The sequence below is a fragment of the Luteimonas composti genome, assembly GCF_042678665.1.
Taxonomy (GTDB): Bacteria; Pseudomonadota; Gammaproteobacteria; order Xanthomonadales; family Xanthomonadaceae; genus Luteimonas; species Luteimonas composti.
Genome location: NZ_JBHTKU010000004.1, coordinates 219485 through 242743, shown reverse-complemented (window position 1 = coordinate 242743; position 23259 = coordinate 219485). Strand labels below are relative to the sequence as shown.

The following is a 23259-nucleotide window of genomic DNA, read 5'->3' as shown; positions in this document are numbered from 1 at the left end:
AGTGTACGGGGTTGCGGCGCATGCAGGAACGGAACATCGGGCGGACGGCATTCATCGCCCTGTGGTGCTGCGTGGTGCTGGCCAAGGTGGTGGTGGCCGCGCGCCTGCCGCTGTTCGTCGACGAGGCCTTCTACTGGCAGGAAGGCCGGCACCTGGCCTGGGCCTACTCCGACCTGCCGGGCTTGACCGCCTGGACGATCCGCCTCGGCGGTGAACTGTTCGGCGACAGCGTGCTCGCGGCGCGCTCGCTGTTCGTGATCGTCTCCGCCGCGCTGCCGTGGCTGGTGGTGCGCATCGCGCGCCGCGAGCTGGAGCCGGCGCGGGCCTGGGTCGCCGGCTGCGGGGCGCTGGCGTTGCCGCTGTTCGCCAGCATCGGCGTGATGGCGCTGCCCGACGTGCTCATGGCGCTGGCGACCCTGCTGTGCCTGGACGCGCTGACGCGGATGCTGCGCCAGATCAGCTATGGCGCGGCAGTGCAGCTGGCGGTGGGCCTGGCGATCGGTGCACTCAGCCATTACCGCTTCATCGCCGCGATCGGCGCGGGCATGGTCGCCCTGCTGCTGATCGCGCGCGGCCGCGAACTGCTGCGCGATCCGCGCGTGATCATCGCCATCGCCTTCGGTGCGGCGGCGTGGATGCCGCTGCTGGCCTGGAATATCGAGAACGCGGAGGCGGGTCTGCGCTTCCAGCTGGTCGATCGCCATCCCTGGGCGCTGCATCGCGACGGCATCACCTTCCTGCCCATCCAGGCCGCGTTCGTCACCCCGCTGCTGCTGGCCGCACTGCTGGTTGGCGCATGGCGCTTCCGACGCCATCCCAACGATGCACTGCGGCTGCTGGCGCTGTCCGGCGGCATCGTGGTGGCCGGTTTCTTCGCGCTGGGCTTTTTCGCCGATACCGAGCGGGTCAGCTTCCACTGGCCGCTGCCCGGGTACGTCGCCCTGCTGCCGCTGCTGCCGCTGGTGCTGGCGACCTGGCCGCGCTGGCTGCGCGTGCTGACCTGGGTGATCGCGCTCGCCGGCATGCTGTCGATGCTCGGCTACTACGCCGCGGTGTCCTCGCCGGAACTTCGCGAGCGCACTGCCGCGACCAAGTGGTATCCGCAGAACTTCTCCGGCTGGGACGAACTGGCCGAAGCGGTGCGGCGGCGCAAGGCGCAGATGCCGGAAGGCACGCAGGTGATCGCGGACAACTTCAAGGTCGGCGCCGAGCTCGGGTTCGCGCTGGGCGACCCGGCGATCCCGGTGCTGCCGCACGCGCTCAACCGCGCGCACGGACGCGCGCCGCAGCTGGCGCTGTGGGGCCTGGAGGTCGGGGAGGATGCTTCCGCGGCGCGCCCGGCCCTGCTGGTGGTGTCGCCGGGCGACGTCAAGCTGAGCGAACTGCTCGATCATTACCAGGCCCTGTGCCGCCGCTTCGGCGCGCTTCCGGCGCCCGAGGTCGTCGATGCCGACGGCGGCAGCCGGCGGTTCCTGCTGTTCGCGCTGGAGCCGCGGGAGGGCGCGGCACCGGCCCCCTGCGTGCCGCCGGCGATCGCCTGGCTCAACGCGCCGCAGGCCGGCGAACGCCTGCCGGCCGTGTTCGAGGCCAGCGGCTGGGCGATCAAGGACGTGGCCGGGGTCAAGAGCGTGGCGTTGACGCTGGACGGGCGCGTGGTCGCGCAGGCCGAATACGGGCTGCACGACGACTGGCCGCAGCGCTTCTACGGCGGGCGCTCGCAGGATCCGTCGCTGCCGCGCGTGGCGTTCCGCGCACGGGTCGATGCGTCCGGAGTGGCGCCGGGACGCTACTGGCTCGGGGTCGAGGTGACCGGCGGCGACGGCAGCGTGGAGCGGTTCGCGGCCTGGCCGGTGGAGTTGTCGGGCGAAGCGCGTCCGTAAACGGGGAAGGGGTGGGGGATGGGGATCGTGACGATGCGCACGTGGGTCGCCTTCGCCGTGCTGGCCGCGCTGCTGCTCGCCGCCACCATGGCCTGGCACTTGCCGATGATGCTGTGGGACCACATCGACCTGGTGCCGATGTACGAGGCGTGGCGGTCGGGCGCGCTGGGATCGTCGGCGTTCTGGCAGGTCCACGACGGCAGCCACCTGCACGTGGCGGCCTACGCGGTGCTGCTGGTCACCACCTGGGCCTCGGGCGGGCAGCCCTGGCTGGACTGCCTGGCCAGCGTGGTGCTGCTCGTGGCGCAGGCGCTGGTGCTGCTGCGCATCGCGGCCGTCGCCCCGGTCGGCCGCATCCAGGGCGTCTGGTGGCTGCTCCTGCTGCTGCTCGCCCTGCATCCGGGACACCTGGTCAACCTGCAGTGGGGCTGGCAGGTCGCGGTTTTCATCAGCACCCTGGGCGCGGTCGCCGCGATCGCGCTGCTGACCCGGCCGGTGCTGACGGTCGCGGCCAACCTGCTGGCCGTGGCGCTGGCGACGGTGGGGGTGCTCGGCTTCTCGACCACGCTGGCGGTATTCCCGGTCGCGCTGGGACTGCTCGCACTGCATCCGGCCCTGCAGGCGCGCCAGCGCGTCCTGCTGGCGCTGCCGTGGCTCGCGGCCGGCGCGGCATTGCTGGCATGGCTGTCGGCCGGACGGGTGGACCCGGCCGGTGGATTTCCGGGCGTCGCCGAGCTGGCGCTGTACACCCTCAACTACCTGGGCGGCGGTGTCTCGCGCCTGGCCACGGCCGCGGCGCCGGTGTGGGCGCTGCTGGCGCTGGCGAGCGCCGCTTTCACCGTTGCGACGCGCTGGCAGTCCGCCCTGCGTCCGTGGCTGGCGCTGATGCTGTTCGGTATCGGATGCGCGCTGCTGACCGGCCTGGGCCGGGCGGCCGAGTACGGGCCCGGCCACGCCTTCGTGACCCGCTATGCCAGTTTCTCGCTGCTGTTCTGGTTCGGTTGGGCGGGCGCGATGCTGGTGGCCTGGCGCGATGGCCGGCCGCCCTGGCGGCGGTACGTGCGTCCGCTGCTGGCTGCGCTGCTGGTGTTCGTGCTGGCCAACGGCGTGCACATGGCCAGGCAGGCGCGCGAGATCCATGACCGGGCCCTGGACTACGCCGCGCATATCGCCAGCACGCCGCACCCGGATCCGGTGGTGATGGAGGCCGCATTCGGCTGGCGGGCCGACGCCGCGGCGGGGCACCTGGAACGCCTGCGCGCACGCAGTTTCGCGCCGTTCGAAGCGGTGGCGTGCGGCGTCGGGCCGGAGTCAGGGCAGGACGAAGCCGGCTGCCCGCAGTAGCCGCGCCGTCGCGATCAGCGGCAGGCCGACCAGGGCGGTCGGATCGTTCGATTCGATGGCCTCGAACAGGGCGATGCCCAGGCCCTCGCAGCGGAAGCTGCCCGCGCAGTCCCAGGGCTGCTCGGCGTCGATGTAGCGGGCGATGGCATCGTCGGCCAGCGCGCGGAAACGGACCGTCGTGGTATCCAGCCACTGCGCGGTGGCCGCGCCCGGCACCGCCACCGCCACCGCGGTCAGGAACACGGCCTCGCGCCCGGACATGGCGCGCAGCTGCGCCAGCGCCGCCTCGCGCGAGCCGGGCTTGCCCAGCAGCCGGCCGTCGCAGCTCGCCACCTGGTCGGAGCCGATCACCACCGCGCCGGGCCGCGCCCGGGCCACGGCCTCGGCCTTGCCCATGGCCAGGCGCAGCGCCAGGGTGGCCGGGGGCTCGCCGGGGTGCGGGGTCTCGTCCACCTCCGGCCGCGCGGTTTCGAACGGCAGGCGCAGGCGCTCCAGCAGCTGGGCGCGATAGCGCGAGGTCGAGGCGAGAATGAGGGCAGGGGTCGCGGTCATCGGCGGGGTCAGTGCATAGCGGCGCGGGCGCGTTCGATCTGCAGCAGCTGGGCGTCGATGTCGCCCCGCGCGGCGTCGATCGAGGCGCGGACCTGGTCGAGCTGCTCCAGCGACGCGACCTGGCCGTGCTGCTGCAGCCACAGCCGCTGGCGCAGCATTTCCTGCATCGCCTCGCGCACCGGGTTGTGGTCGTCGCCGGCGATGGCCTCGATTTCCGAACGCGCGGTGCGCAGGCGGTCCTCCAGCGCATCGGCGGCGTCGAGCAGTTGCCTGAGGGCGCGATTGCGCCGGCTGCCGCGGCTGCGAAGCCAGGCGGTGAGGCCGGCGGCGAGGGCCACGACCAGCACAGACAGGGCAAGAACGGTCACAATGGCACTCCCGCGGACTGGCCGGCAGTCTGACCGCCACCGCGACGCCGGGCAAATTCCCTGCCCGCACAATGGTTTGCCTCCCCCGCCCGGGTTTGACAGGGGTGGGTTCGACCTTTAAAATCCTACAGCTTATGTCCGCGGAACTGCCCGAAATCCTGGACGCCTGGCGGATGGTTGCCGCGCGGCGGGAGTTCAAGGGCCGGGTCGCGCTGGCGGCGCTGCCCAGGCTGCGCGAAGCGTTGTTGGATGCCGAGGGACAGGTCGCCTTCGAACTCGGCTTCGACACCGACGCGATGCGGGTGCCGTACCTGGAACTGAAGATCGAGGCGGAGCTGCCGCTGGAGTGCCAGCGCAGCCTGCAGCGGTTCCTGTTCCCGGTGCGACTGGAGCAGCGGTTGGGGCTCATCCGGGACGAGGAAGGCGAGGCCGGCCTGCCGGAAGGCTACGAGCCGCTGCTGGTCGAGGCCGACGGCGCGCTGCGGCCGCTGGACCTGGTCGAGGACGAGCTGATCCTCGCCCTGCCGGTGGTGCCGGTGAAGCCGGGCTCCGAGGCGGTCGAACGCGACTGGCCGGTGTCCGCGGAAGAAGAGGTGCGTGCCAATCCGTTCGCCGGGCTGGCCGCGCTGAAGAAGAAACAATGAAGCGGTTCGCGTCCCGGTGGCGCGGAGCGCGATAGCAACAACCGAATCGTTACTGGAGCAATCCCATGGCTGTGCAGAAGTCCCGCGTCACCCCGTCCCGTCGTGGCATGCGTCGTTCGCACGACGCGCTCACGACCAAGCAGCTGGCCACCGACCCGACCACGGGCGAGACCCACCTGCGCCACCACATCACCGCCGACGGCTACTACCGCGGCAAGCAGGTCATCCAGCCGAAGACGAAGGTCGTCGAGGAAGATTGACCCCGATCCGGGCCCGTCCGCGGGCCCGGTGACATCGGTCCGTGCCCGTGTCCGCGCCCGCGGTGCCGGCGGCGCGGGCCGCCCCGCTTCCACCAGAGGGCCATCCACGAGATGAGCAGCGCGCGGATCTATTCACGTATCGCCGGGACCGGCAGCTACCTGCCCAGCAAGGTGCTGACCAACGACGACCTGTCCAGGATCGTCGACACCAGCGACGAGTGGATCGCCTCGCGCACCGGCATCCGTGAGCGGCACGTCGCGGCCGAGGGCGAGACCACCGTGGACCTCGCCTACCACGCCGCCGTGCGCGCGCTGGAGGCGGCGGGCACCGGCGTCGACGAGATCGACATGATCATCGTCGGCACCACCACGCCCGACCTCATCTTCCCGTCCTCGGCCTGCCTGCTGCAGCAGCGGCTGGGCATCGCCGGCTGCGGCGCGTTCGATGTCAACGCCGCCTGCTCCGGTTTCCTGTACGCGCTGTCGGTCGCCGACAAGTTCATCCGCTCCGGCGACGTGAAGACCGTCCTGGTGGTGGGCGCGGAAACCCTGACCCGCATGGTCGACTGGACCGAACGCACCACCTGCGTGCTGTTCGGCGACGGCGCGGGCGCGGTGGTCCTCAAGGCCGACTCCGAAACCGGCATCCTCAGCACCCACCTGCATGCCGACGGCAGCAAGAAGGAACTGCTGTGGAACCCGGTGGGCGTGTCGGCCGGTTTCGACGAGGACGCCAAGAACGCCGGCGTGCGCATCCAGATGTCGGGCAGCGACGTGTTCAAGTACGCAGTGAAGGCGCTGGACTCGGTCGTGGAGGAAACGCTCGAGGCCAACGGCCTGGACCGCCACGACATCGACTGGCTGATCCCGCACCAGGCCAACCTGCGCATCATCGAGGCCACGGCCAAGCGCCTGGAGATGCCGATGGACCGCGTGGTCGTGACCGTCGACAGGCACGGCAACACCTCCTCGGGTTCGGTGCCGCTGGCGCTGGACGAGGCGGTGCGCTCGGGCAAGGTGCAGCGCGGCCAGCTGCTGCTGCTCGAGGCCTTTGGCGGCGGTTTCACCTGGGGCTCGGCGCTGCTGCGCTACTGAGCGAAGCAAGGTCGATGGCGCCGCGTGCGGCGCTACTGCACGCCTGTCTGTGCTTTGTGTCGCTGCGGCGCGATCCTCCGCAGCGCTGCGGAGCCGTGCTGCGCTGCGTTCTCGCGCCTGCCCCCGGATTCCCAGGCGCATGCTCCGATGGCCCGGTCGCGGCGTCGACGTCGTGCCGCGTGGAGGGCTTTCGACGATGGGCGATGTTCCAGTGCGATGGGCGCTGCATCGACGGCGATAACGGCACTGCCGGGGGCTGTGCATACGCCCCGGTACAGACGGGGTCCGGGGTTTGCCCGTATCATCGCGCCCTCGTTTTTCCCCGGATGTTGGCGTGACCGATCCACAACTCGCGTTCGTGTTCCCCGGGCAGGGCTCGCAGTCGCTGGGCATGCTCGCCGAACTGGCCGAGCGCCATTCCCTGGTGCGCGACACCTTCGCCGAAGCCTCGCACGGGGCGGACGCGGACCTGTGGTCGCTGGCGCAGACGGGGCCCGAGGAACAGCTCAATCGCACCGAGTTCACCCAGCCGGCGCTGTTGGCCGCGGGCGTGGCCGTGTGGCGCGCGTGGCTGGCGCAGGGCGGGGCGCGCCCGGCGCAGTTGGCCGGCCACAGCCTGGGCGAGTACGCCGCGCTGGTCGCCGCCGGCGCGCTGTCGCTGGAGGACGGCGCGCGCCTGGTGCGCCTGCGCGGCCAGCTGATGCAGGATGCGGCGCCTGCCGGCACCGGCGCGATGGCCGCCGTGATCGGCGCCGAGGACGCGCTGCTCGACGAGGTCTGCCGCGAGGCGTCCGGCGACGAGGTCGTGGTGCCGGCCAACCACAATTCCCCCGGCCAGATCGTGATCGGCGGCCATGCCGCGGCGGTCGACCGCGCCCTGGTGCTGCTGGCCGAACGCGGCGTGCGCAAGGCGGTGAGGCTGGCGGTCAGCGTGCCGTCGCACACGCCGCTGATGCGCGAGGCGGCCAACCGCCTGTCGCAGGCGATGGCCGACCTGGCGTGGAGCGAGCCGTCGATCCCGGTGGTGCAGAACGTCGACGCCGAAGTGCACCAGGGCGTGCAGGCGATCCGCGACGCCCTCGTGCGCCAGCTCTACCTCCCGGTGCAGTGGACCGGCTGCGTGCAGGCGCTGGCGGCCAATGGCGCCACGCGTGTCGCCGAATGCGGCCCGGGCAAGGTGCTCACCGGCCTGGCCAAGCGCATCGACAAGTCGCTCGACGCGAGGGCCATCGGCGCACCCGCCGAGTTCGACGCGGCGCTCGGTGACTGGAAGGCCTGAGTCCCGGCGCGCGGGGCACGTTGGCGCAACGCCGGGCGCAGGCCCGATTGGCCTTCGACCCGCCTCTTCCGCGACAATCCCCGCAGCCACGCTCCAGATCCAAGACAGGCAGGAACAGATGACCCAGGAACTCAAGGGCGAGATCGCGCTCGTCACCGGCGCCAGCCGCGGCATCGGCGCAGCCATCGCCGACACGCTGGCCGCGCGCGGCGCGACCGTGATCGGCACGGCCACATCCGAATCGGGCGCCAGCGCGATCGGCGAACGCCTGTCCGCGCACGGCGGCCATGGCCGCGTGCTCGACGTGTCGGTGCCCGGCCAGGTCGAGGCGCTGGTCGAGTCCATCGGCAAGGAGATCGGCGCGCTGTCGATCCTCGTCAACAACGCCGGCATCACCCGCGACGGCCTGCTGATGCGCATGAGCGACGAGGACTGGCAGGCCATCCTCGACACCAACCTCACCAGCGTCTACCGCTCGTCCAAGGCGGCGATGCGCGGCATGATGAAGGCGCGCAAGGGCCGCATCATCAACATCGCCTCGGTGATCGGGGTGACCGGCAACGCCGGCCAGACCAACTACGCCGCCGCCAAGGCCGGCATCATCGCCTTCAGCAAGTCGCTGGCCAAGGAGATCGGTTCGCGCGGCGTGACCGTCAACGTGGTCGCGCCCGGCTTCATCGAAACCGACATGACCGCCGCGCTGCCCGAGGAAGTGAAGAAGGGCCTGGTGGGCCAGATCGCGCTTGCGCGACTGGGCCAGGCGGCGGACATCGCCAACGCGGTGGCCTTCCTCGCCGGACCCGGCGCCGGTTACATCACCGGTGAAACCATCCACGTCAACGGCGGCATGTACATGCCCTGAGCCGCAACGCCTTCCGGAGCGCGTCGCGACCCTGGTCGCGGTGCGTTCCTAAGTTGCCGATTTCAAAGGGAATGCGTTGTCGCCTGTTGCGACACGCCCGACCGCCCCGGGGCCGCGCAGCGGCAACGCGCTATCCTCGCCCCGGATCAGACCTTACACTTGTCAACGTAACAGCCTCCGCGGAGCCAGAGCCAATGAGCAGCATCGAAGAACGCGTCAAGAAGATCGTGGTCGAACAACTGGGCGTCAAGGAAGAGGAGGTCAGCGCCAGCGCTTCCTTCGTCGACGACCTCGGCGCGGACTCGCTCGACACCGTCGAACTGGTGATGGCGCTCGAAGAAGAGTTCGAGTGCGAGATCCCCGACGAAGAAGCCGAGAAGATCACCTCGGTGCAGCAGGCGATCGACTACATCAAGGCCCACGTCAAGGCGTGAGTCCCGGCGGCCGCGCCCGGCCGATGGCCGGGCGTGGTCCCGAAGCGATTGCATCGGCCCGTCGGGCCGATCCGTAACAACCCGGGGCCGCGATGCGGCCTCGTGCGTTTTGCATCGCGCGGCGCCCGCGGCGCGATGCCCATGCATGCATCGAGGAGAGAGCCGACCATGTCCAAGCGTCGCGTCGCCATCACCGGCATCGGCATCCTGTCGCCGCTCGGCAACGACCTTGCCTCGAGCTGGGACGGCATCGTCAACGGCCGCTCCGGCATCGGCCCGATCACCCATTTCGACGCGTCCGCCTTCGCCACCCGCATCTCGGGTTCGGTCAAGGATTTCGACCCGACGCAGTGGATCCCGGCGAAGGACATCAAGAAGATGGATCCCTTCGTCCACTACGGCGTCGCCGCGGCGCTGATGTCGATCGCCGACGCCGGCCTCGAGATCGCCGGCCCGGAGGCCGACCGCATCGGCGTGGCCATCGGCGCCGGCATCGGTGGCCTGAAGGGCATCGAAGAGACGTCGATCAAGTACCACGAGGGCGGGCCGCGCAAGGTCTCGCCGTTCTACGTGCCCAGCACGATCATCAACATGGTTGCCGGCCACGTGTCGATCATGACCGGCGCGCGCGGCCCCAACATCGCGGTGGTCACGGCCTGCACCACGGCCACGCACAACATCGGCCTGGCCGCGCGCATGATCCAGTACGGCGACGCCGACGTGATGATCGCCGGCGGGTCCGAGTTCGCGACCACGCCGACCTCGCTGGGCGGCTTCTGCGCGATGAAGGCGCTGTCCACCCGCAACGACGACCCGACGCGCGCCTCGCGCCCCTGGGACGCCGGACGCGACGGTTTCGTGATGGGCGACGGTGCCGGCATCCTGGTACTCGAGGACTGGGAGCGCGCGAAGGCGCGCGGCGCGCGCATCTACGCCGAGCTCGCCGGTTTCGGCATGAGCGGCGACGCGCACCACATGACCGCGCCGGCCGAGAACGGCGAGGGCGGCGCGCGCTGCATGCAGGCGGCGCTGCGCGATGCCGGGATCGACCCGTCGGAAGTCGGCTACATCAACGCCCACGGCACGTCCACGCCGCAGGGCGACCTGGCCGAGACCATGGGCATCAAGTCGGTGTTCGGCGCGCACGCCTCGAAGCTGATGGTCAGCTCCACCAAGTCGATGACCGGCCACCTGCTCGGCGCGGCCGGCGGCGTGGAGGCGGTGTTCTCGGCGATGGCCCTGCACACCGGCGTGGTCCCGCCGACGATCAACCTCGACGATCCGTCCGAGGGCTGCGACCTCGACTACGTGCCGCACACCGCGCGCGAGGCGCAGGTGGACATCGCGCTGTCGAACTCGTTCGGCTTCGGCGGCACCAACGGCACCCTGGTCTTCCGCCGGGTCTGATCCCGGCGCTGCGGCGCGGGCCAGCGGTGCCGTCGGCGTCCCGGCTCGCGTCCGCTGGCGGCCTGTGCCGGCGGGCGAGGTCCGTTCCGCGTCGCAACCGCCACATCATGCAAGCGAGTCCAGGGTGCTGATCAGCAGGCCGCTACCGCCCGATACCGACCTGCTGGCGCTGCATCGCCTCGATCCGGGCCGTTATCCGGTGCTGCTGCAGTCGGTTGCGCACGGCACCGCGCAGGCGCGCTGGGACCTGCTGCTCGCCGCCAGCGGCGAATCGCTGACGCTCGGCGACGATGGCGCCACCCGCGATGGAACTGGCGCGGCGCTGGCCGGTGGTTTCCTCGACGCGCTCGATGCCGCCTGGCGCGCCCTGCGGCTGCCGCGCGAGGAGCCGCGCTGGCCGTTCCGCGGCGGCTGGGCGCTGCTGCTGGGCTATGAACTCGCGCGCCAGGTCGAGCCGGTGCTGCGCCTGCCGTCCGCCGCGGGCGCCCTGCCGGTGGCGCAGGCGCTGCGCTGTCCGGCCGCGGTCCTGCGCGACCACGCCAGCGGCGAATGCGTGGCCGTGGCTGAGCCCGGGCAGGACGCGATGCTGGGGGCGCTCGAGGCCGACCTGGCGGCGGCTGCCCTGCTCGCGCCCCTGCCGGACTGGGCGCCGCCACTGGCGGTCGAGGAGGACGCGCCAGCGCGTTTCACCGAGGGCGTCGCCCGCATCCTCGATTACCTCGCCGCGGGCGACGTATTCCAGGTCAACCTTTCGCGCGGCTGGCGGGCACGCTTCGCCGCCGCGCTGGATCCGGCGCGGCTGTACGCACGCATGCGCCAGGCCAACCCCGCGCCTTTCGCCGGACTGTACGCGGGCGCCGGCTTCGCGGTGGCCAGCGCGTCGCCCGAACGCCTGGTTTCGGTGCGTGGCGACGTGGTCGAGACCCGCCCCATCGCCGGCACCCGTCCGCGCCTGCCCGGCGACGACGAGGCGGCGCGCGTGCGCGAGCTGATCGGCCATCCCAAGGAACGCGCCGAGCACGTGATGCTGGTCGACCTGGAGCGCAACGACCTGGGCCGTGTCTGCGTGCCCGGCAGCGTCGAGGTGGACGAGCTGATGACCATCGAGAGCTACGCGCACGTGCACCACATCGTCAGCAACGTGCGCGGCCGCCTGCGTCCCGGCGCCAGCCCCGGCGAGGTGATCGCGGCCACCTTCCCCGGCGGCACCATCACCGGCTGCCCCAAGGTGCGCTGCATGCAGGTGATCGCCGAGCTCGAGGGCAGCGGCCGCGGCGTCTACACCGGCGCGATGGGCTGGCTGAACCGCGACGGCGACCTCGACCTCAACATCCTGATCCGAAGCGCCGAGGTCGAAGGCGCGGAGTTGCGGTTCCGCACCGGCGCCGGGATCGTGGCCGATTCCGACTCCGCGCGCGAACTCGAGGAAACCCGGGCCAAGGCCCGCGGCATGCTGCAGGCGCTGGCGGCGGAGGCCGGCGGCGGCACGCTATCCTAGCGGCATGACGATTCCTTCCGGACCGACGAGGCAGGCGCATGGCCAGGAGCGGTAGTCTCTGGCGTGGCCTGCGGCTGCTGTTCGTGCTCTCGGCGCTGTTCGCCGGCGCGGCCGCGTTCTTCCTGTACGACCGCTACACCGGCTTCGCCGATGCGCCGCTGTCGGGCATCGAGGCCGGCGAGGCGCTGCGGGTGGAGCGCGGCGATTCGTTCCGCCGGGTGCTGGCGCGCCTGCGCGAGGCCGGGGTGCGCGACGGCCACGACCTGGAATGGCAGGCGCTCGCCCGCCAGCTCGGTGCCGACGCGCGGATGCAGGTGGGCGAATACGCGCTGGAACCGGGCATGACCCCGCGCACGCTGCTGCAGCGCATGCGCGACGGCCGCGTGCTCAGCTACCGCTTCACCATCGTCGAGGGCTGGAACATCCGCGAACTGCGCGCGGCGCTGGCCAAGGCGACGCCGCTGGAGCAGACCATCGGCGATCTCGACGACGCGGCGCTGATGGAGAAGCTCGACCGCGCCGGCGTGCATCCGGAAGGCCGCTTCCTGCCCGAGACCTACGTCTACACCCGCGGCGACACCGACCTCGACCTCCTGCGCCGCGCCAACCAGGCGCTCGAGCGCGCGCTGCAGGCCGCCTGGGAGGCGCGTGCGCCCGGCCTGCCGCTGGAGGATGCCGAGCAGGCGCTGGTGCTGGCCTCGATCATCGAGAAGGAAACCGGCATCGCCGAGGAGCGCGCCCGCATCGGTGGCGTGTTCGTGCGGCGCCTGCAGCGGGGCATGCGCCTGCAGACCGATCCGACCGTGATCTACGGCCTGGGCAGCCGCTACGACGGCAACATCCGCCGCGCCGACCTGCTGGCCGACACGCCCTACAACACCTATACCCGCGACGGGCTTCCGCCGACGCCAATCGCGATGGCCGGCGCGGCGGCGCTGCAGGCGGCCACCCGGCCGGCCGACGGCGACGAGCTGTACTTCGTCGCGGTGGGCGACGGCAGCGGCCGCCACGTGTTCTCGCGCACCCTCGACGAGCACAACGCGGCGGTGCGCGAGTACGTGCGCCGCTATCGCGCGCAGTTCGGTCCGTGAGCGGCGCGCTGCCCACCCATCCGCGCTTCGTCTCGCTCGAGGGCGGCGAGGGCGCCGGCAAGACCACGGTGCTCAACGCGCTGCGCGAGGCGCTGCGCGAGGGCGGGCAGGACGTGGTCCACACGCGCGAGCCGGGCGGCACGCCGCTGGCGGAGATGATCCGCGGGCTGCTGCTCGACCCTTCGCACGAGCCGCCTGCGGCCGACACCGAACTGCTGCTGATGTTCGCCGCGCGCGCCCAGCACGTGCACGAGACCATCCGGCCCGCGCTGGAGCGCGGCGCCTGGGTGCTGTGCGACCGCTTCACCGACTCCAGCTACGCCTACCAGGGCGGTGGACGTGGCCTGGATGCGGGCTGGATCGAACAGCTGGAGAGGCAAGTGGTCGGGCTGCGGCCGGGCCTGACCCTGCTGCTCGACGTCGACGTCGGTCGTGGCCGCGAACGCACCCGCGGCCGCGACCTCGCGCCCGATCGCATCGAGTCCGAGCGCGACGAATTCTTCGAGCGGGTGCGCGCCGTCTACCGCGCGCGCGCAACCGCCGAACCGGATCGCTTCCGCGTGATCGACGCGTCCGCGCCGGCTGCCGAAGTGGCCGCCGAGGCCGTGCGCCTGCTGCGCGACTGGATGGCGCGCGCATGAGCGCTCCGCTCGCCCCCTGGCAGCAGCGCGCCTTCGATCATGCCGCGCGGACATTGTCCGAAGGCCGCCTCGGACATGCGCTGCTGGTCTGCGGCCCGGCGCGGCTGGGCAAGCGCGCGGTCGCCGAACGGCTGGCCGCGCACCTGCTTGGTGCGCAGGACCCGCGCGCCGGGCACCTGATCGCCGCCGGCACGCACCCGGACTTCCACGTGGTCACCCTGCAGCCCAACCGCGAGGGCACGAAGCTGCGCACGGAGATCGTGATCGAGCAGATCCGCGAGCTGTCGGAGAAGCTGGCGTTGACTCCGCAGTACGGCGGGGTGCAGGTGGCAATCGTCGATCCGGCCGATGCCATCAACACCGCCGCGGCCAACGCGCTGCTCAAGACGCTGGAAGAGCCGCAGCCCGGGCGCTACCTGTGGCTGCTGGCCTCGAATCCGGCGCGCCTGCCCGCGACCATCCGCAGCCGCTGCCAGCGCCTGGAGTTCCGCCTGCCGCCGCACGACGAGGCGCTGGACTGGCTGCGGGCGCAGGGCCATCCCGCCGCCGCCGCGGACGAAGCGCTGGACGCCGCGCGCGGCCACCCTGGCCTGGCCGACGCCTGGCTGGCCGACGGCGGCATGCAGCTGCGCCGCGAGGTGGCCGGCGACCTGGCCAAGCTGTCGCGCGGCGAGCTCGCGCCGATCGAGGCCGCGCAGCGCTGGACGGGCGACGAACAGGCCGACCTGCGCCTGCGCCACGCCGCCGACCTGGCACTGGCCGAGGCCGCGGGCTTGACCGCTCCGGCGCGAATCCGGAAGCTGGCCCAGTGGTTCGACGCGGCCAACCGAACGCGCGACCTGCTGCGTACCACGGTGCGCGCGGACCTCGCGGTGGCGGAGCTGCTGCTGTCCTGGCGCGGCGGGGAAGCAACGGGCCAGGCATCCGCAAACACGAGGTATCGATGAACACGACCGCGGGCGGCGCGCGCCAGGGCATCCTGTCGCTGGCGCTGAAGGACAAGGCCCAGCTCTACGGCGCCTACATGCCCTACCTCAAGCACGGGGGCATCTTCGTGCCCACGCCGCGGCGCTACTTCCTCGGCGACGAGGTGTTCCTGCTGCTGACCCTGCCCGAGTCCAACGAGCGCCTGCCCGTGGCCGGCAAGGTGGTGTGGGTGACGCCGACCGGCGCCCAGGGCGCACGCACGGCGGGAGTCGGCGTGCAGTTCGCCGACACGCCGGAGGGCGAGGCGGTGCGGGGCAGGATCGAGACGTTGCTGGCCGGCACGCTGACGGCCGAAAAGCCGACGCACACGATGTGATGCGGGCCACCGGACCGCGCGCGTCCCGCGCCGCCGCCCGGCTGCTGCTGGGTGTCGCCCTGGCGCTGCCCGCGATCGCGCAGGCCGCGACCGTGGACGACGAACGCCGCATCCGCCTGGACGACGGTCATCTGGAGGTGGAGATCGCGGCAGGCATCGGCGGCCGGGTGGTGCACCTGTCGCTGCCGGGCCGCGACAACCTGCTCAAGGTCGGGCCGGCGCTGGCCGCGAAACCGGCGCCGGAACCTTCGGCCGACGGGCCCGACCTGCCTTATTTCGGGCATGAGCTGTGGTTCGGTCCGCAGTCGCGCTGGTGGACCGACCAGGACCTCAATCCGCAGCGCCGCGACGCGGCCGCGATCTGGCCGCCGGACCCCTGGCTGGCGCACGCGCGCAATCGCGTCGTCGAACGTTCCGCCCGGCACCTGGTGCTCGAGGGCGTCGCCAGTCCGGTGACCGGGCTGCAGGCCACCCAGCGGTTCCGGCTGTCGGGCACTGCGCCTGCCACGCTCGAGCTCGACGCCGAGGCGGTCAACCGCCGCGACCGCAAGGTGCGGCGCGACCTGTGGTTCAACACCCGCCTGCCTGCCGGCAGCCGCGTCTTCGCGCCCGTGGCCAGGCCAGGGGACGCACGCCTGCGCGCCGATGCCGACGAGGTGTTCGACGGCCCCGTGGCGTGGTGGGAAGACGGGCTGTATTCGCTGCAGCTGGACCCGCCGCCACAGGACAGGCAGGGGCGGCGCGGCAAGATCTTCATCGCGCCCTCGGCGGGATGGGTCGCCGGCTTCAACGCGGGCCAGCTGCTGCTGATCCGGTTCGAGCGCCAGCCCGACGCGCTGGTTGATCCCGAGCACGGCCAGGTCGAGATCTACCAGCAGTGGCACGCCGACGATCCGGAGGCCGGCGTGCTGGAGCTGGAAGTCCATGCGCCGATGCGCAGCCTCGCGCCTGGCGAGACCATGCGCGCCGCGGAGACCTGGACGGTGTTTCCCTACGACGGGCCCGACACGCTGGATGCCCAGCGCGCCGCCCTGAAGCAGGCACTGGAGGCGCTGGGCCTGGCCCGCTGACGCGGCGCGGTGCCGCCTGCTGGCCGTTGCCGGCGCCTGTCCGCGTTGAGGGGGCTGTTGGACCGTTGCCATGGGGAACAGGGGCTCCCGTGGATGCCCTTGCCGTCGCACCGCCGCGGGCGGCGCGATCCTCCGCCGGAGACCCCTGCCATGAAAATCCGCACCCCGCTGCTCGCCTGTGCGCTCGCCGCGCTGGCCCTGCCGGCCTGCGACCGGCCCGAAGCGTCCGGGGCACCGGCGACGCCGCAGGTCTCGCCGCCGGAGCTGGCGATGGTCGGCGCCCACCTGCTCGAAGGCCTGGGCGAATACCACTTCCCGGTCACCAGTGCGCACCCGGAGGTGCAGCGCTGGTTCGACCAGGGCCTGATGCTGGCCTACGGCTTCAACCACGACGCCGCGGAACGCTCCTTCCTCAAGGCGACCGAGCTCGATCCCGACTGCGCCATGTGCTGGTGGGGCGCGTCGCTGGTGCTGGGCCCGCACGTCAACGCGGCGATGGATCCGGCCGACCACGCCGATGCCTGGCAGCGCCTGCAGCGCGCTCGCGAACTCGCGCCGGGCGCCAGCGAGCGCGAGCAGGGCTTCATCCAGGCGCTGTCCGCGCGCTACGCGGAGCAGCCGCCCGAGGACCGCCGCGCACTCGAGGAAGCCTACGCTGCAGCGATGCGCGACCTCGTGGGCAAGCGCCCGGAGGACAGCGATGCCGCCGTGATGCTCGCCGAGGCGCTGATGGACCTGCAGCCCTGGGACTATTACGACGAGAAACTGCAGCCCAGGGGTCATACCGCCGAGGTGGTGCGCACGCTGGAAACCGTGATGGCCCGCGATCCCGACCACGCCGGCGCGCTGCACCTGTACGTGCATGCGGTCGAGGCCTCGGCCGATCCGCAGCGCGGCGTCGCCGCGGCCGACCGCCTGCGCATCCTGGTGCCGGGCTCGGGCCACCTCGTGCACATGCCGGCGCACATCTACGCCCGGGTCGGGCGCTGGCGCGACGCGGTCGTCGCCAACCAGCGTGCGATCGAGGCCGACGACGCCTACCTCGCGCTCTGCCGCGGCAACAGCCAGGGCGTCTATCCATTGGGCTACGTGCCGCACAACCATCATTTCCTGTGGTTCGCGGCGAGCATGGAAGGCAATGCGAACGTGGCGAAAGCATCCGCGCTGGCGACCTCGGAGCGCACCAACCTGCCCGAGCTGATGCGCCAGCCGGGCTTCGCCGGGCTGCAGCACTACTGGCTCACGCCCTGGTTCGACCGCGTGCGTTTCGGCCGCTGGAACGAGATCGTGGGCGTGGACAATCCGGCGCCGGACCTGCCCTATGTCACCGCGATCTGGCACTACGCGCAGGCGATGGCGGCGATCCGGCAGGCGCGCATCGACGATGCGGAGGCCCACCTCGCCGCGCTGCGGCCGCTGGCGGCCGACCAGGCGATGGAAGGACTGCTGGTCTGGGACCGCTACCCGCTGGCCCATGCCGCGCGCATCGCCGAGCGCACCGTGACCGCGGAACTGGCGGCCACGCGCGGGCAATACGACGAGGCCGTGGCGGCGCTGGAAGAGGCGGTGGCGATCGAGGGCAGCATTCCCTACGACGAGCCGCCGGGCTTGCATGCGCCGGTGCGCCAGACGCTGGGCGCCATCCTGCTGCAGGCCGGCCGCGCGGCCGACGCCGAGGCGGTCTATCGCGAGGAACTGCGGCGGAATCCCGGCAACGGCTGGTCGCAGTTCGGCCTCGCCAGGAGCCTCGAGGCGCAGGGCAAGCCGGACGCGGCAGAGGCGATGGCGGCGTTCAAGGCGACCTGGGCGCAGCCGGAGACGGTGCTGCAGTCGTCGCGGATGTAGGCGCGCGTCAGGCCACGGCCGGCGTGCGTGCGGTCGCGGCTCGCGACCGGTGGAAGAAAGGGGCCGTGCGTGCGCGGCCCCTTCGTCGTCAGGCCGACAGGCCGGCCGCCGCGGCATCCTTGCGCAGCGCCGGATTGTCCCAGCCCGGGCGCGGCGCGAAGCGCTCGCCATAGCGGGCCTGCAGCGCCTGCAGGCGCGCCAGCAGCACGTCGGCGCCCGCTTCGCGGATGGTCTGGATCGGGCCGCCGCGGAACGGCGCATAGCCGGTGCCGAAGATGACGCCCGCATCGAGCAGGTCGGCATCGGCGACCACGCCGTCGTGCAGCGCCGCCACGGCCTCGTTGAGCAGCGGCAGCACCAGGCGGTCTTCGAGGTCTTCGGGCACCTTGTAGTCCTTCGACACCTCGGGCTTCTTCGGCTTCGCGCCCTTCTCGGTGGTTTCCCAGGCGTACAGGCCCTGGCCGTCCTTCTTGCCGCGCTTGCACTGTTCGGGCGGGTTCGCCAGCGCCGGCGGGATGGAGAGGCCGAGGAACGGTGCGAGTTCCTGCCCGACGCCGTAGGCGACGTCCAGGCCCACGGTGTCGATCAGTTCGATCGGGCCCATCGGCATGCCGTACTTCACCGCGACCTTGTCGATCACCGGCGCGGGGATGCCTTCGGCATAGGCGGTGGCCGCCTCGAGCATGTACGGGAACAGCAGGCGGTTGACCAGGAAGCCCGGCGTGCCGCGCACCGGCACCGGCAGCTTGTCGAGCGCCTTGCAGAACGCGGCCAGGCGCTGCTCGGTCTGCGCCGACATCGCGTCGTGGCGCACGATCTCCACCAGCGGCATCAGCGCCACCGGGTTGAAGTAGTGCAGGCCGGCGAACTGCGCCGGGCGCGCGATGTGGTCGCGCAACTCGTCTAGCGGGATCGACGAGGTGTTGGTGGTCAGCAGCGCATCGGGCTTCATGCGCGGCTCGAGGCCGGCGTACAGCTCGCGCTTGGCGTCGGCGCGCTCGATGATCGCCTCGATCACCAGGTCCGCGGCCGCTGCACCCTCGCCGGACAGGTCGGACTTCAGGCGCGCGGCAACCTCGGGACGCTTCGCCTCGTCCTTCACCTTCTTCGCGAACAGCTCCTGCGCGCGCGCCAGGGCGCCATCGATGAACCTCTGCTCGCGGTCCTGCAGGGTGACCTCGAAGCCCTTGTAGGCCGACCAGGCGGCAATGTCGCCGCCCATCACGCCGGCGCCCACCACGTGCACGTGGCCGATGCCGTGCGGGTCCTTGCCGCCCAGGCCCTTGAGCCGCTCCATCAGGAAGAACACGCGGGTGAGGTTGCGCGCGGTCGGAGTGCCCGCCAGCTTCACCACCGACTTCTGCTCGGCTTTGAGCAGGGCCTGGATGCCGCCGCCGCTGCGGCGCCAGGTCTCGATCAGCGCATATGGCGCGGGATAGTGTTCCTTGCGCGCCTTGCGCGCGACCTGCTTGACCAGCATCGGCGCCAGCAGCTGGCGCACCGGCCAGGTATTGGTCGCCCAGGCCAGGAACCGCTGTTTGAACGGGCGCGTGCGGCCGTCCAGCGCCAGCCTTGCCGCCTCGTCCACCAGCACCGCCGGCGCGACCACCTTGTCCACCACGCCCATGGCCAGGGCCGACTTCGCCGAAAGGTTGCGGCCGGTCAGCATCACGTCCATCGCCGCCGGCGCGCCGATCAGGCGCGGCAGGCGCACGCTGCCGCCCCAGCCGGGGTAGATGCCCAGCTTCACTTCCGGCAGTCCGATGCGGGTGGACGGGTCGCTGCTGGCGACGCGGTAGCCGCAGGCCAGCGAGATCTCGGTGCCGCCGCCCATGCAGAAGCCGTGGATCGCGGCCACGGTGGGGCAGGGCAGGTCCGCCAGGCGCTGGAACACCTGCTGGCCGCGGCGGATCGAATCGCCGATCGTGCCCTTGCGGTCGAACTCGGCGAACTCGCGGATGTCGGCGCCGGCGATGAAGCCCTTGTCCTTGGCCGAGCGCAGCACCAGGCCCTTGGGCGGGTCCAGCGCCAGCCGCTCCAGCAGCCCGTCGAGTTCCAGCAGCACGTCCTGCGCGAAGGTGTTGACCGACTCGCCAGCGCGGTCGAACGAGAGCACCAGGACGTCGTCCGGGCGCAGCTCGACCTGCCAGTGGCTGAAGCGCAGTCCGTCGAGGCCAGCGATCATGCGGGACCATCCGTTAGGGTATGGGAAGCCCCTTATGATCCAGAGGGTGTTGCGCCGCAGTCAAATCCGGCGCCTCCGGGCCCGCCTGCGCCGCGCCGCCCGAAGGCTTGCGGCAGGTCGTTCGAGCCCCCAGATCGTCCGGGCGGGGGAACTTCCCGTCTTCCGGCGGGTCACAGCGCCCGGCTGCGGCCGGCAACACCATGGAGTGCCCAGGCCCGATGGCCGAGATCGACACCCAACAACTCGACCTCGAACTGGTCAAGCGCGTCCAGCGGGGCGACAGCGCGGCCTTCGACCTGCTGGTGCGCAAGTACCAGCACCGGGTCGCGGCGCTGATCGGCCGCTACGTACACGACTGGAGCGAGGTCCAGGACGTGGCCCAGGACACCTTCATCCGCGCCTACCGCGCAATCGGCAACTTCCGCGGCGATGCGCAGTTCTACACCTGGCTGCACCGGATCGCGGTCAATACCGCCAAGAACCACCTGGTCGCCGGCAACCGCCGGCCGCCGGGCGCGGATATCGACGTCGAGGACGCCGAGCTGTTCGACGCCGGCGTGCGCCTGCGCGACAGCGACACGCCCGAACGTGAACTGATGCGCCAGCAGCTGGAACAAACGGTGGTCCGCGCGGTCGAAGCATTGCCCGAGGAGTTGAGGCTGGCGATCACGCTGCGCGAGGTCGAAGGCCTGAGCTACGAGGACATCGCCCAGCGCATGGATTGCCCGATCGGCACGGTGCGCTCGCGCATCTTCCGTGCGCGCGAGGCGATCGACGCGGAAATGAAACCCCTGTTGGACAGCGACACCAGAGCGGAGCGCGCGGCACGATGACTTCCGTTGAAGACAACGACACCGTCCAGATCGGTCCCGATCCGGACAAACTGTTCGTCTACCACCGCCAGCAGCTGTCGGCGATGCTCGACGGCGAACTCTCGCCGGACGAGGCGAAGTTCATGCTGCGACGCCTGCAGCACGACACCGAATTGGCCTCTTGCTGGGAGCGCTGGCAGGTCTGCGGCGACGTGCTGCGCGGCCGCCGCAACGACCTCCTGCCGGCCGATTTCGCCCAGCGCGTCGCGCTGGCGGTGGGTGCGGGCGCGGCGGTTGCGGCCGAACCGCCGCCCGCCCGCCGTACCGCGGGGCCGCGCCTGGCGCGGTGGGGTGGTGGAGCCGCGGTCGCCGCCTCGGTCGCCCTGATGGCGGTGTTCGCGACGCGCCAGCTGCCCGACCCGAGCCTGGAGCCGGCGGTATCGCCCGCGCCGATGGTGGCCCGGGCCGACGTGGCGACACCGGACGTGGCGCCCGCCGGCGACCCTGCTCCCGCCGCTGTCGCCCAGGTCGAGGCCCCGGCCCGTCCCGAGGCCGCGATGGCGCTTGCGGCCGTGGCGGCCGCAGAGTCTCCGCGCCGTGCCGCGCAGCGGCGAGCGACCCGAAGCGCGCCGCGCGCGGAGGTCGCCGAAGTCGCCACTGCACCGTCCCTCGTGGCGTCCAGCCACCCGCTTCCGGACCTGCACCCCAAGGATGCGATCGCGCCGGTCGAGGCGTTCGCGCTGCCGCAGGCGACGACGCGCCCGTGGCCGCGCTCCCTGCTCGCGCCGCAGGGCGGATTTACGGTGGCCAGCGGCAGCCTGCTGCCGCGCGAGCCGCGGTTCGAACCCCTGCTGCCCGGCGCGCGCGCCTGGCCCGAGCCGGCGCCCGCCCCGGCGACCGAGCCGGCGGCCGACCCGGTCCTGCACTGAACCGCGGCCGGCTCGACCGGCCGCGTCCATCCGCTTCTTTCCACGCTTTGTCGAGGGCCCTGTCCCGATGAAAACCCCGCTGCACGCTTTCGCCCTGATCCTGCTCACCTCGGCCGCGACGACCGCCGTTGTGCTGCCCATCGCCACCGCGCAACCTGCGCCGGATGGCGGCGTCGCGTCAGCGCCGCTCGCCGGCCAGGCCACCGCCGTGCCCGCGGCGCCGCTGGTGACCGGCCTGCCCGATTTCACCCGGCTGGTGGAGGAGGTGGGTCCGGCGGTGGTCAAGATCGACACCACCATCGGCTCGCGCCGCGGCGCGCAGGCGCAGGAAGAGATGCTCGACGAGGAGCAGATCCCGGAGATCTTCCGCCGGTTCTTCGGCCCGGGCTTCCAGATGCCCGGCCCCGGCGGTCGCGCGCCGGCGCCACGCGGGCGCGCGATGGGCACCGGCTTCATCATTTCCGACGACGGCTACGTGCTGACCAACCATCACGTGATCGACCGTGCCGACGAGGTCAAGGTCACCCTCAGCGACCGCCGCGAGTTCACCGCCAAGGTCGTGGGCAGCGACGAGCAGTCCGACGTCGCCCTGCTCAAGATCGAGGGCAAGGGCCTGCCGGTGCTGCGCACGGGCGATGCCTCCAGCGTCAAGCCCGGGCAGTGGGCCGTAGCGATCGGTTCGCCGTTCGGCTTCGAGCAGACGGTCACCGCCGGCATCGTCAGCGCGGTCGGCCGCAGCAATCCCTACGCCAACCAGCAGTACGTGCCCTTCATCCAGACCGATGTCGCCATCAACCAGGGCAACTCCGGCGGGCCGCTGCTCAATACCCGCGGCGAGGTGATCGGCATCAACTCGCAGATCTTCAGCAACTCCGGCGGCTACATGGGCGTGGCCTTCGCCATCCCGATCGACGTGGCCATGAACGTGGTCGACCAGCTGAAGGACACCGGCCGCGTGCAGCGGGGGCAGCTGGGCGTGCTGTTCTCGCGCGACCCGGTCACCGCCGAGCAGGCGCGCGGCTTCGGCCTGCCCGACACCCTGGGCGCGCTGGTGACCGAGGTGGTTCCGGGCAGCCCCGCCGACAAGATCGGCATCGAACCGGGCGACGTGATCCGCAGCGCCGACGGCGTGACGATCCGCCAGCCGGGCGACCTGCCGCCGATCGTGGGCAACAAGGTGCCGGGCACGAAGATGAAGATCGTGGTGTTCCGGGAGGGCCGCGAGCGGACCTTCGACGTCACCCTGGCCCAGCTCGACGAGGAGGCCGTGTCAAACGCGCCGTCGCGTCCGGGCGCCGAGGCGCCCACGCCGGCCAGCCAGGCCAATGCGCTGGGTCTGGTCGCCCAGGAGCTCACCGATGCCCAGCGCCGCCAGCTCGGCCTGGAGGCGGGCGAGGGCGTGCGCATCGTGCGCGTCGAGGGTGCCGCGCGCTCGGCCGGCCTGTCGCCGGGCGACGTGGTGCTGCGGGTCGGCCGCAAGCCGGTGGGCAGCCCCGCCGCCCTCGACCGCGAACTGCGCGGAGTGAAGGCGGGCGAAACCGTGATGCTGCTGGTCCGCAGCCAGGGCGGCGGCAGCCGCTTCGTGGCGATCACCGCGGGCGAAGACGAGTAAGCCCCCGGGGCCGGGCGGGCACGGTCCGCCCGGTCGAGCCGGAAGGGCCGGGCCGCCCCGGTGGCGAATGCCGGCCGGGCCGGCAGCTGCGCTATGCGATAATCTCCGGCTGTCCCGACGCTGGCCCGCTGCCGCTCCCCCATGTCCG

22 protein-coding genes are annotated in these 23259 nt (G+C 72.0%); 19 read left to right on the top strand and 3 right to left on the bottom strand.

The window, feature by feature from the left end:
• Nucleotides 1–20: 20 nt before the first annotated feature.
• Entirely contained in the window at nucleotides 21–1880 is a 1860-nt protein-coding gene (locus ACFQ2D_RS13135) for an ArnT family glycosyltransferase (protein WP_280942070.1), read from the top strand.
• Nucleotides 1881–1913: 33 nt separating this feature from the next.
• A complete protein-coding gene (locus tag ACFQ2D_RS13130; protein ID WP_280942071.1) occupies nucleotides 1914–3224 on the top strand; it encodes a hypothetical protein in 1311 nt (436 codons plus the stop codon).
• On the opposite strand, the gene ACFQ2D_RS13125 is transcribed toward ACFQ2D_RS13130, so the two are convergent.
• Both ACFQ2D_RS13125 and ACFQ2D_RS13120 read right to left on the bottom strand, forming a co-directional pair.
• Entirely contained in the window at nucleotides 3192–3776 is a 585-nt protein-coding gene (locus tag ACFQ2D_RS13125) for a Maf family protein (RefSeq protein WP_280942072.1), read from the bottom strand. The two genes, ACFQ2D_RS13130 and ACFQ2D_RS13125, sit on opposite strands and share 33 nt — an antisense overlap.
• An 8-nt stretch (nucleotides 3777–3784) precedes the next feature.
• Entirely contained in the window at nucleotides 3785–4144 is a 360-nt protein-coding gene (locus ACFQ2D_RS13120; protein ID WP_280942073.1) for a hypothetical protein, read from the bottom strand.
• 134 nt (nucleotides 4145–4278) lie between these two features.
• On the opposite strand from ACFQ2D_RS13120, the gene ACFQ2D_RS13115 reads away from it, so the two are divergent.
• The 14 genes from ACFQ2D_RS13115 (at nucleotide 4279) to ACFQ2D_RS13050 (ending at nucleotide 17573) form a co-directional block, all read left to right on the top strand.
• A complete protein-coding gene (locus ACFQ2D_RS13115) occupies nucleotides 4279–4788 on the top strand; it encodes a YceD family protein (RefSeq protein ID WP_280942074.1) in 510 nt (169 codons plus the stop codon).
• A 65-nt stretch (nucleotides 4789–4853) separates the two neighbouring features.
• Nucleotides 4854–5048: a 50S ribosomal protein L32 gene (gene rpmF, locus ACFQ2D_RS13110; protein WP_280942075.1), complete on the top strand. Its 195-nt coding sequence runs from the start codon at nucleotides 4854–4856 to the stop codon at nucleotides 5046–5048.
• A gap of 111 nt (nucleotides 5049–5159) precedes the next feature.
• The gene (locus ACFQ2D_RS13105; protein ID WP_280942076.1) at nucleotides 5160–6143 is read left to right on the top strand and encodes a beta-ketoacyl-ACP synthase III; all 984 of its coding nucleotides are present in this window, start codon (nucleotides 5160–5162) and stop codon (nucleotides 6141–6143) included.
• A gap of 334 nt (nucleotides 6144–6477) precedes the next feature.
• A complete protein-coding gene (gene fabD / locus ACFQ2D_RS13100) occupies nucleotides 6478–7422 on the top strand; it encodes an ACP S-malonyltransferase (protein WP_280942077.1) in 945 nt (314 codons plus the stop codon).
• 118 nt (nucleotides 7423–7540) lie between these two features.
• Nucleotides 7541–8284: a 3-oxoacyl-ACP reductase FabG gene (gene fabG / locus ACFQ2D_RS13095; RefSeq protein WP_280942078.1), complete on the top strand. Its 744-nt coding sequence runs from the start codon at nucleotides 7541–7543 to the stop codon at nucleotides 8282–8284.
• Nucleotides 8285–8478: 194 nt separating this feature from the next.
• A complete protein-coding gene (gene acpP / locus ACFQ2D_RS13090; protein ID WP_146387575.1) occupies nucleotides 8479–8718 on the top strand; it encodes an acyl carrier protein in 240 nt (79 codons plus the stop codon).
• Nucleotides 8719–8886: 168 nt separating this feature from the next.
• Nucleotides 8887–10125, top strand: coding sequence for a beta-ketoacyl-ACP synthase II (gene fabF, locus ACFQ2D_RS13085; RefSeq protein ID WP_280942079.1), 1239 nt, complete (start codon nucleotides 8887–8889; stop codon nucleotides 10123–10125).
• Between the two features lie 124 nt (nucleotides 10126–10249).
• Nucleotides 10250–11623 carry an aminodeoxychorismate synthase component I gene (locus ACFQ2D_RS13080; protein WP_280942080.1) on the top strand — a complete coding sequence of 458 codons (1374 nt, stop codon included), beginning with the start codon at nucleotides 10250–10252 and terminating at the stop codon, nucleotides 11621–11623.
• A gap of 38 nt (nucleotides 11624–11661) precedes the next feature.
• A complete protein-coding gene (mltG, locus tag ACFQ2D_RS13075; RefSeq protein ID WP_280942081.1) occupies nucleotides 11662–12714 on the top strand; it encodes an endolytic transglycosylase MltG in 1053 nt (350 codons plus the stop codon).
• Nucleotides 12711–13355: a dTMP kinase gene (gene tmk / locus ACFQ2D_RS13070; RefSeq protein WP_280942082.1), complete on the top strand. Its 645-nt coding sequence runs from the start codon at nucleotides 12711–12713 to the stop codon at nucleotides 13353–13355. Before mltG ends, tmk begins: the two co-directional genes overlap by 4 nt.
• Complete coding sequence (locus tag ACFQ2D_RS13065; protein WP_280942083.1) at nucleotides 13352–14302, top strand: DNA polymerase III subunit delta'; 951 nt, start codon at nucleotides 13352–13354, stop codon at nucleotides 14300–14302. The genes tmk and ACFQ2D_RS13065 overlap by 4 nt, the downstream gene beginning before the upstream one ends.
• Nucleotides 14299–14658 (top strand): PilZ domain-containing protein, encoded by a 360-nt coding sequence (locus ACFQ2D_RS13060; protein WP_280942084.1) that lies wholly within the window; start codon nucleotides 14299–14301, stop codon nucleotides 14656–14658. Before ACFQ2D_RS13065 ends, ACFQ2D_RS13060 begins: the two co-directional genes overlap by 4 nt.
• The gene (locus ACFQ2D_RS13055) at nucleotides 14658–15728 is read left to right on the top strand and encodes a DUF4380 domain-containing protein (RefSeq protein ID WP_280942085.1); all 1071 of its coding nucleotides are present in this window, start codon (nucleotides 14658–14660) and stop codon (nucleotides 15726–15728) included. The genes ACFQ2D_RS13060 and ACFQ2D_RS13055 overlap by 1 nt, the downstream gene beginning before the upstream one ends.
• A 150-nt stretch (nucleotides 15729–15878) precedes the next feature.
• Nucleotides 15879–17573: a tetratricopeptide repeat protein gene (locus ACFQ2D_RS13050; protein ID WP_280942086.1), complete on the top strand. Its 1695-nt coding sequence runs from the start codon at nucleotides 15879–15881 to the stop codon at nucleotides 17571–17573.
• A gap of 88 nt (nucleotides 17574–17661) precedes the next feature.
• On the opposite strand, the gene ACFQ2D_RS13045 is transcribed toward ACFQ2D_RS13050, so the two are convergent.
• Nucleotides 17662–19758 carry a 3-hydroxyacyl-CoA dehydrogenase NAD-binding domain-containing protein gene (locus tag ACFQ2D_RS13045; protein ID WP_280942087.1) on the bottom strand — a complete coding sequence of 699 codons (2097 nt, stop codon included), beginning with the start codon at nucleotides 19756–19758 and terminating at the stop codon, nucleotides 17662–17664.
• A 218-nt stretch (nucleotides 19759–19976) separates the two neighbouring features.
• Here ACFQ2D_RS13045 and rpoE point away from each other — a divergent pair, with 218 nt between their 5' ends.
• The 3 genes from rpoE (at nucleotide 19977) to ACFQ2D_RS13030 (ending at nucleotide 23111) form a co-directional block, all read left to right on the top strand.
• The gene (gene rpoE, locus ACFQ2D_RS13040) at nucleotides 19977–20591 is read left to right on the top strand and encodes an RNA polymerase sigma factor RpoE (protein WP_280942088.1); all 615 of its coding nucleotides are present in this window, start codon (nucleotides 19977–19979) and stop codon (nucleotides 20589–20591) included.
• Complete coding sequence (locus ACFQ2D_RS13035) at nucleotides 20588–21499, top strand: sigma-E factor negative regulatory protein (RefSeq protein ID WP_280942089.1); 912 nt, start codon at nucleotides 20588–20590, stop codon at nucleotides 21497–21499. The genes rpoE and ACFQ2D_RS13035 overlap by 4 nt, the downstream gene beginning before the upstream one ends.
• Before the next feature lie 67 nt (nucleotides 21500–21566).
• Nucleotides 21567–23111 (top strand): Do family serine endopeptidase, encoded by a 1545-nt coding sequence (locus tag ACFQ2D_RS13030; protein WP_280942090.1) that lies wholly within the window; start codon nucleotides 21567–21569, stop codon nucleotides 23109–23111.
• Nucleotides 23112–23259 lie beyond the last annotated feature (148 nt).

Bases quoted from the DNA above. Each gene is read 5' to 3' on its own strand.
- ACFQ2D_RS13135 (WP_280942070.1), top strand. From the start codon at position 21: ATGCAGGAACGGAACATCGGGCGGACGGCATTCATCGCCCTGTGGTGC.
- ACFQ2D_RS13130 (WP_280942071.1), top strand. From the start codon at position 1,914: ATGCGCACGTGGGTCGCCTTCGCCGTGCTGGCCGCGCTGCTGCTCGCC.
- ACFQ2D_RS13125 (WP_280942072.1), bottom strand. From the start codon at position 3,776: ATGACCGCGACCCCTGCCCTCATTCTCGCCTCGACCTCGCGCTATCGC.
- ACFQ2D_RS13115 (WP_280942074.1), top strand. From the start codon at position 4,279: ATGTCCGCGGAACTGCCCGAAATCCTGGACGCCTGGCGGATGGTTGCC.
- rpmF (WP_280942075.1), top strand. From the start codon at position 4,854: ATGGCTGTGCAGAAGTCCCGCGTCACCCCGTCCCGTCGTGGCATGCGT.
- ACFQ2D_RS13105 (WP_280942076.1), top strand. From the start codon at position 5,160: ATGAGCAGCGCGCGGATCTATTCACGTATCGCCGGGACCGGCAGCTAC.
- fabG (WP_280942078.1), top strand. From the start codon at position 7,541: ATGACCCAGGAACTCAAGGGCGAGATCGCGCTCGTCACCGGCGCCAGC.
- acpP (WP_146387575.1), top strand. From the start codon at position 8,479: ATGAGCAGCATCGAAGAACGCGTCAAGAAGATCGTGGTCGAACAACTG.
- fabF (WP_280942079.1), top strand. From the start codon at position 8,887: ATGTCCAAGCGTCGCGTCGCCATCACCGGCATCGGCATCCTGTCGCCG.
- mltG (WP_280942081.1), top strand. From the start codon at position 11,662: ATGGCCAGGAGCGGTAGTCTCTGGCGTGGCCTGCGGCTGCTGTTCGTG.
- ACFQ2D_RS13065 (WP_280942083.1), top strand. From the start codon at position 13,352: ATGAGCGCTCCGCTCGCCCCCTGGCAGCAGCGCGCCTTCGATCATGCC.
- ACFQ2D_RS13060 (WP_280942084.1), top strand. From the start codon at position 14,299: ATGAACACGACCGCGGGCGGCGCGCGCCAGGGCATCCTGTCGCTGGCG.
- ACFQ2D_RS13055 (WP_280942085.1), top strand. From the start codon at position 14,658: ATGCGGGCCACCGGACCGCGCGCGTCCCGCGCCGCCGCCCGGCTGCTG.
- ACFQ2D_RS13050 (WP_280942086.1), top strand. From the start codon at position 15,879: ATGAAAATCCGCACCCCGCTGCTCGCCTGTGCGCTCGCCGCGCTGGCC.
- ACFQ2D_RS13045 (WP_280942087.1), bottom strand. From the start codon at position 19,758: ATGATCGCTGGCCTCGACGGACTGCGCTTCAGCCACTGGCAGGTCGAG.
- rpoE (WP_280942088.1), top strand. From the start codon at position 19,977: ATGGCCGAGATCGACACCCAACAACTCGACCTCGAACTGGTCAAGCGC.
- ACFQ2D_RS13035 (WP_280942089.1), top strand. From the start codon at position 20,588: ATGACTTCCGTTGAAGACAACGACACCGTCCAGATCGGTCCCGATCCG.
- ACFQ2D_RS13030 (WP_280942090.1), top strand. From the start codon at position 21,567: ATGAAAACCCCGCTGCACGCTTTCGCCCTGATCCTGCTCACCTCGGCC.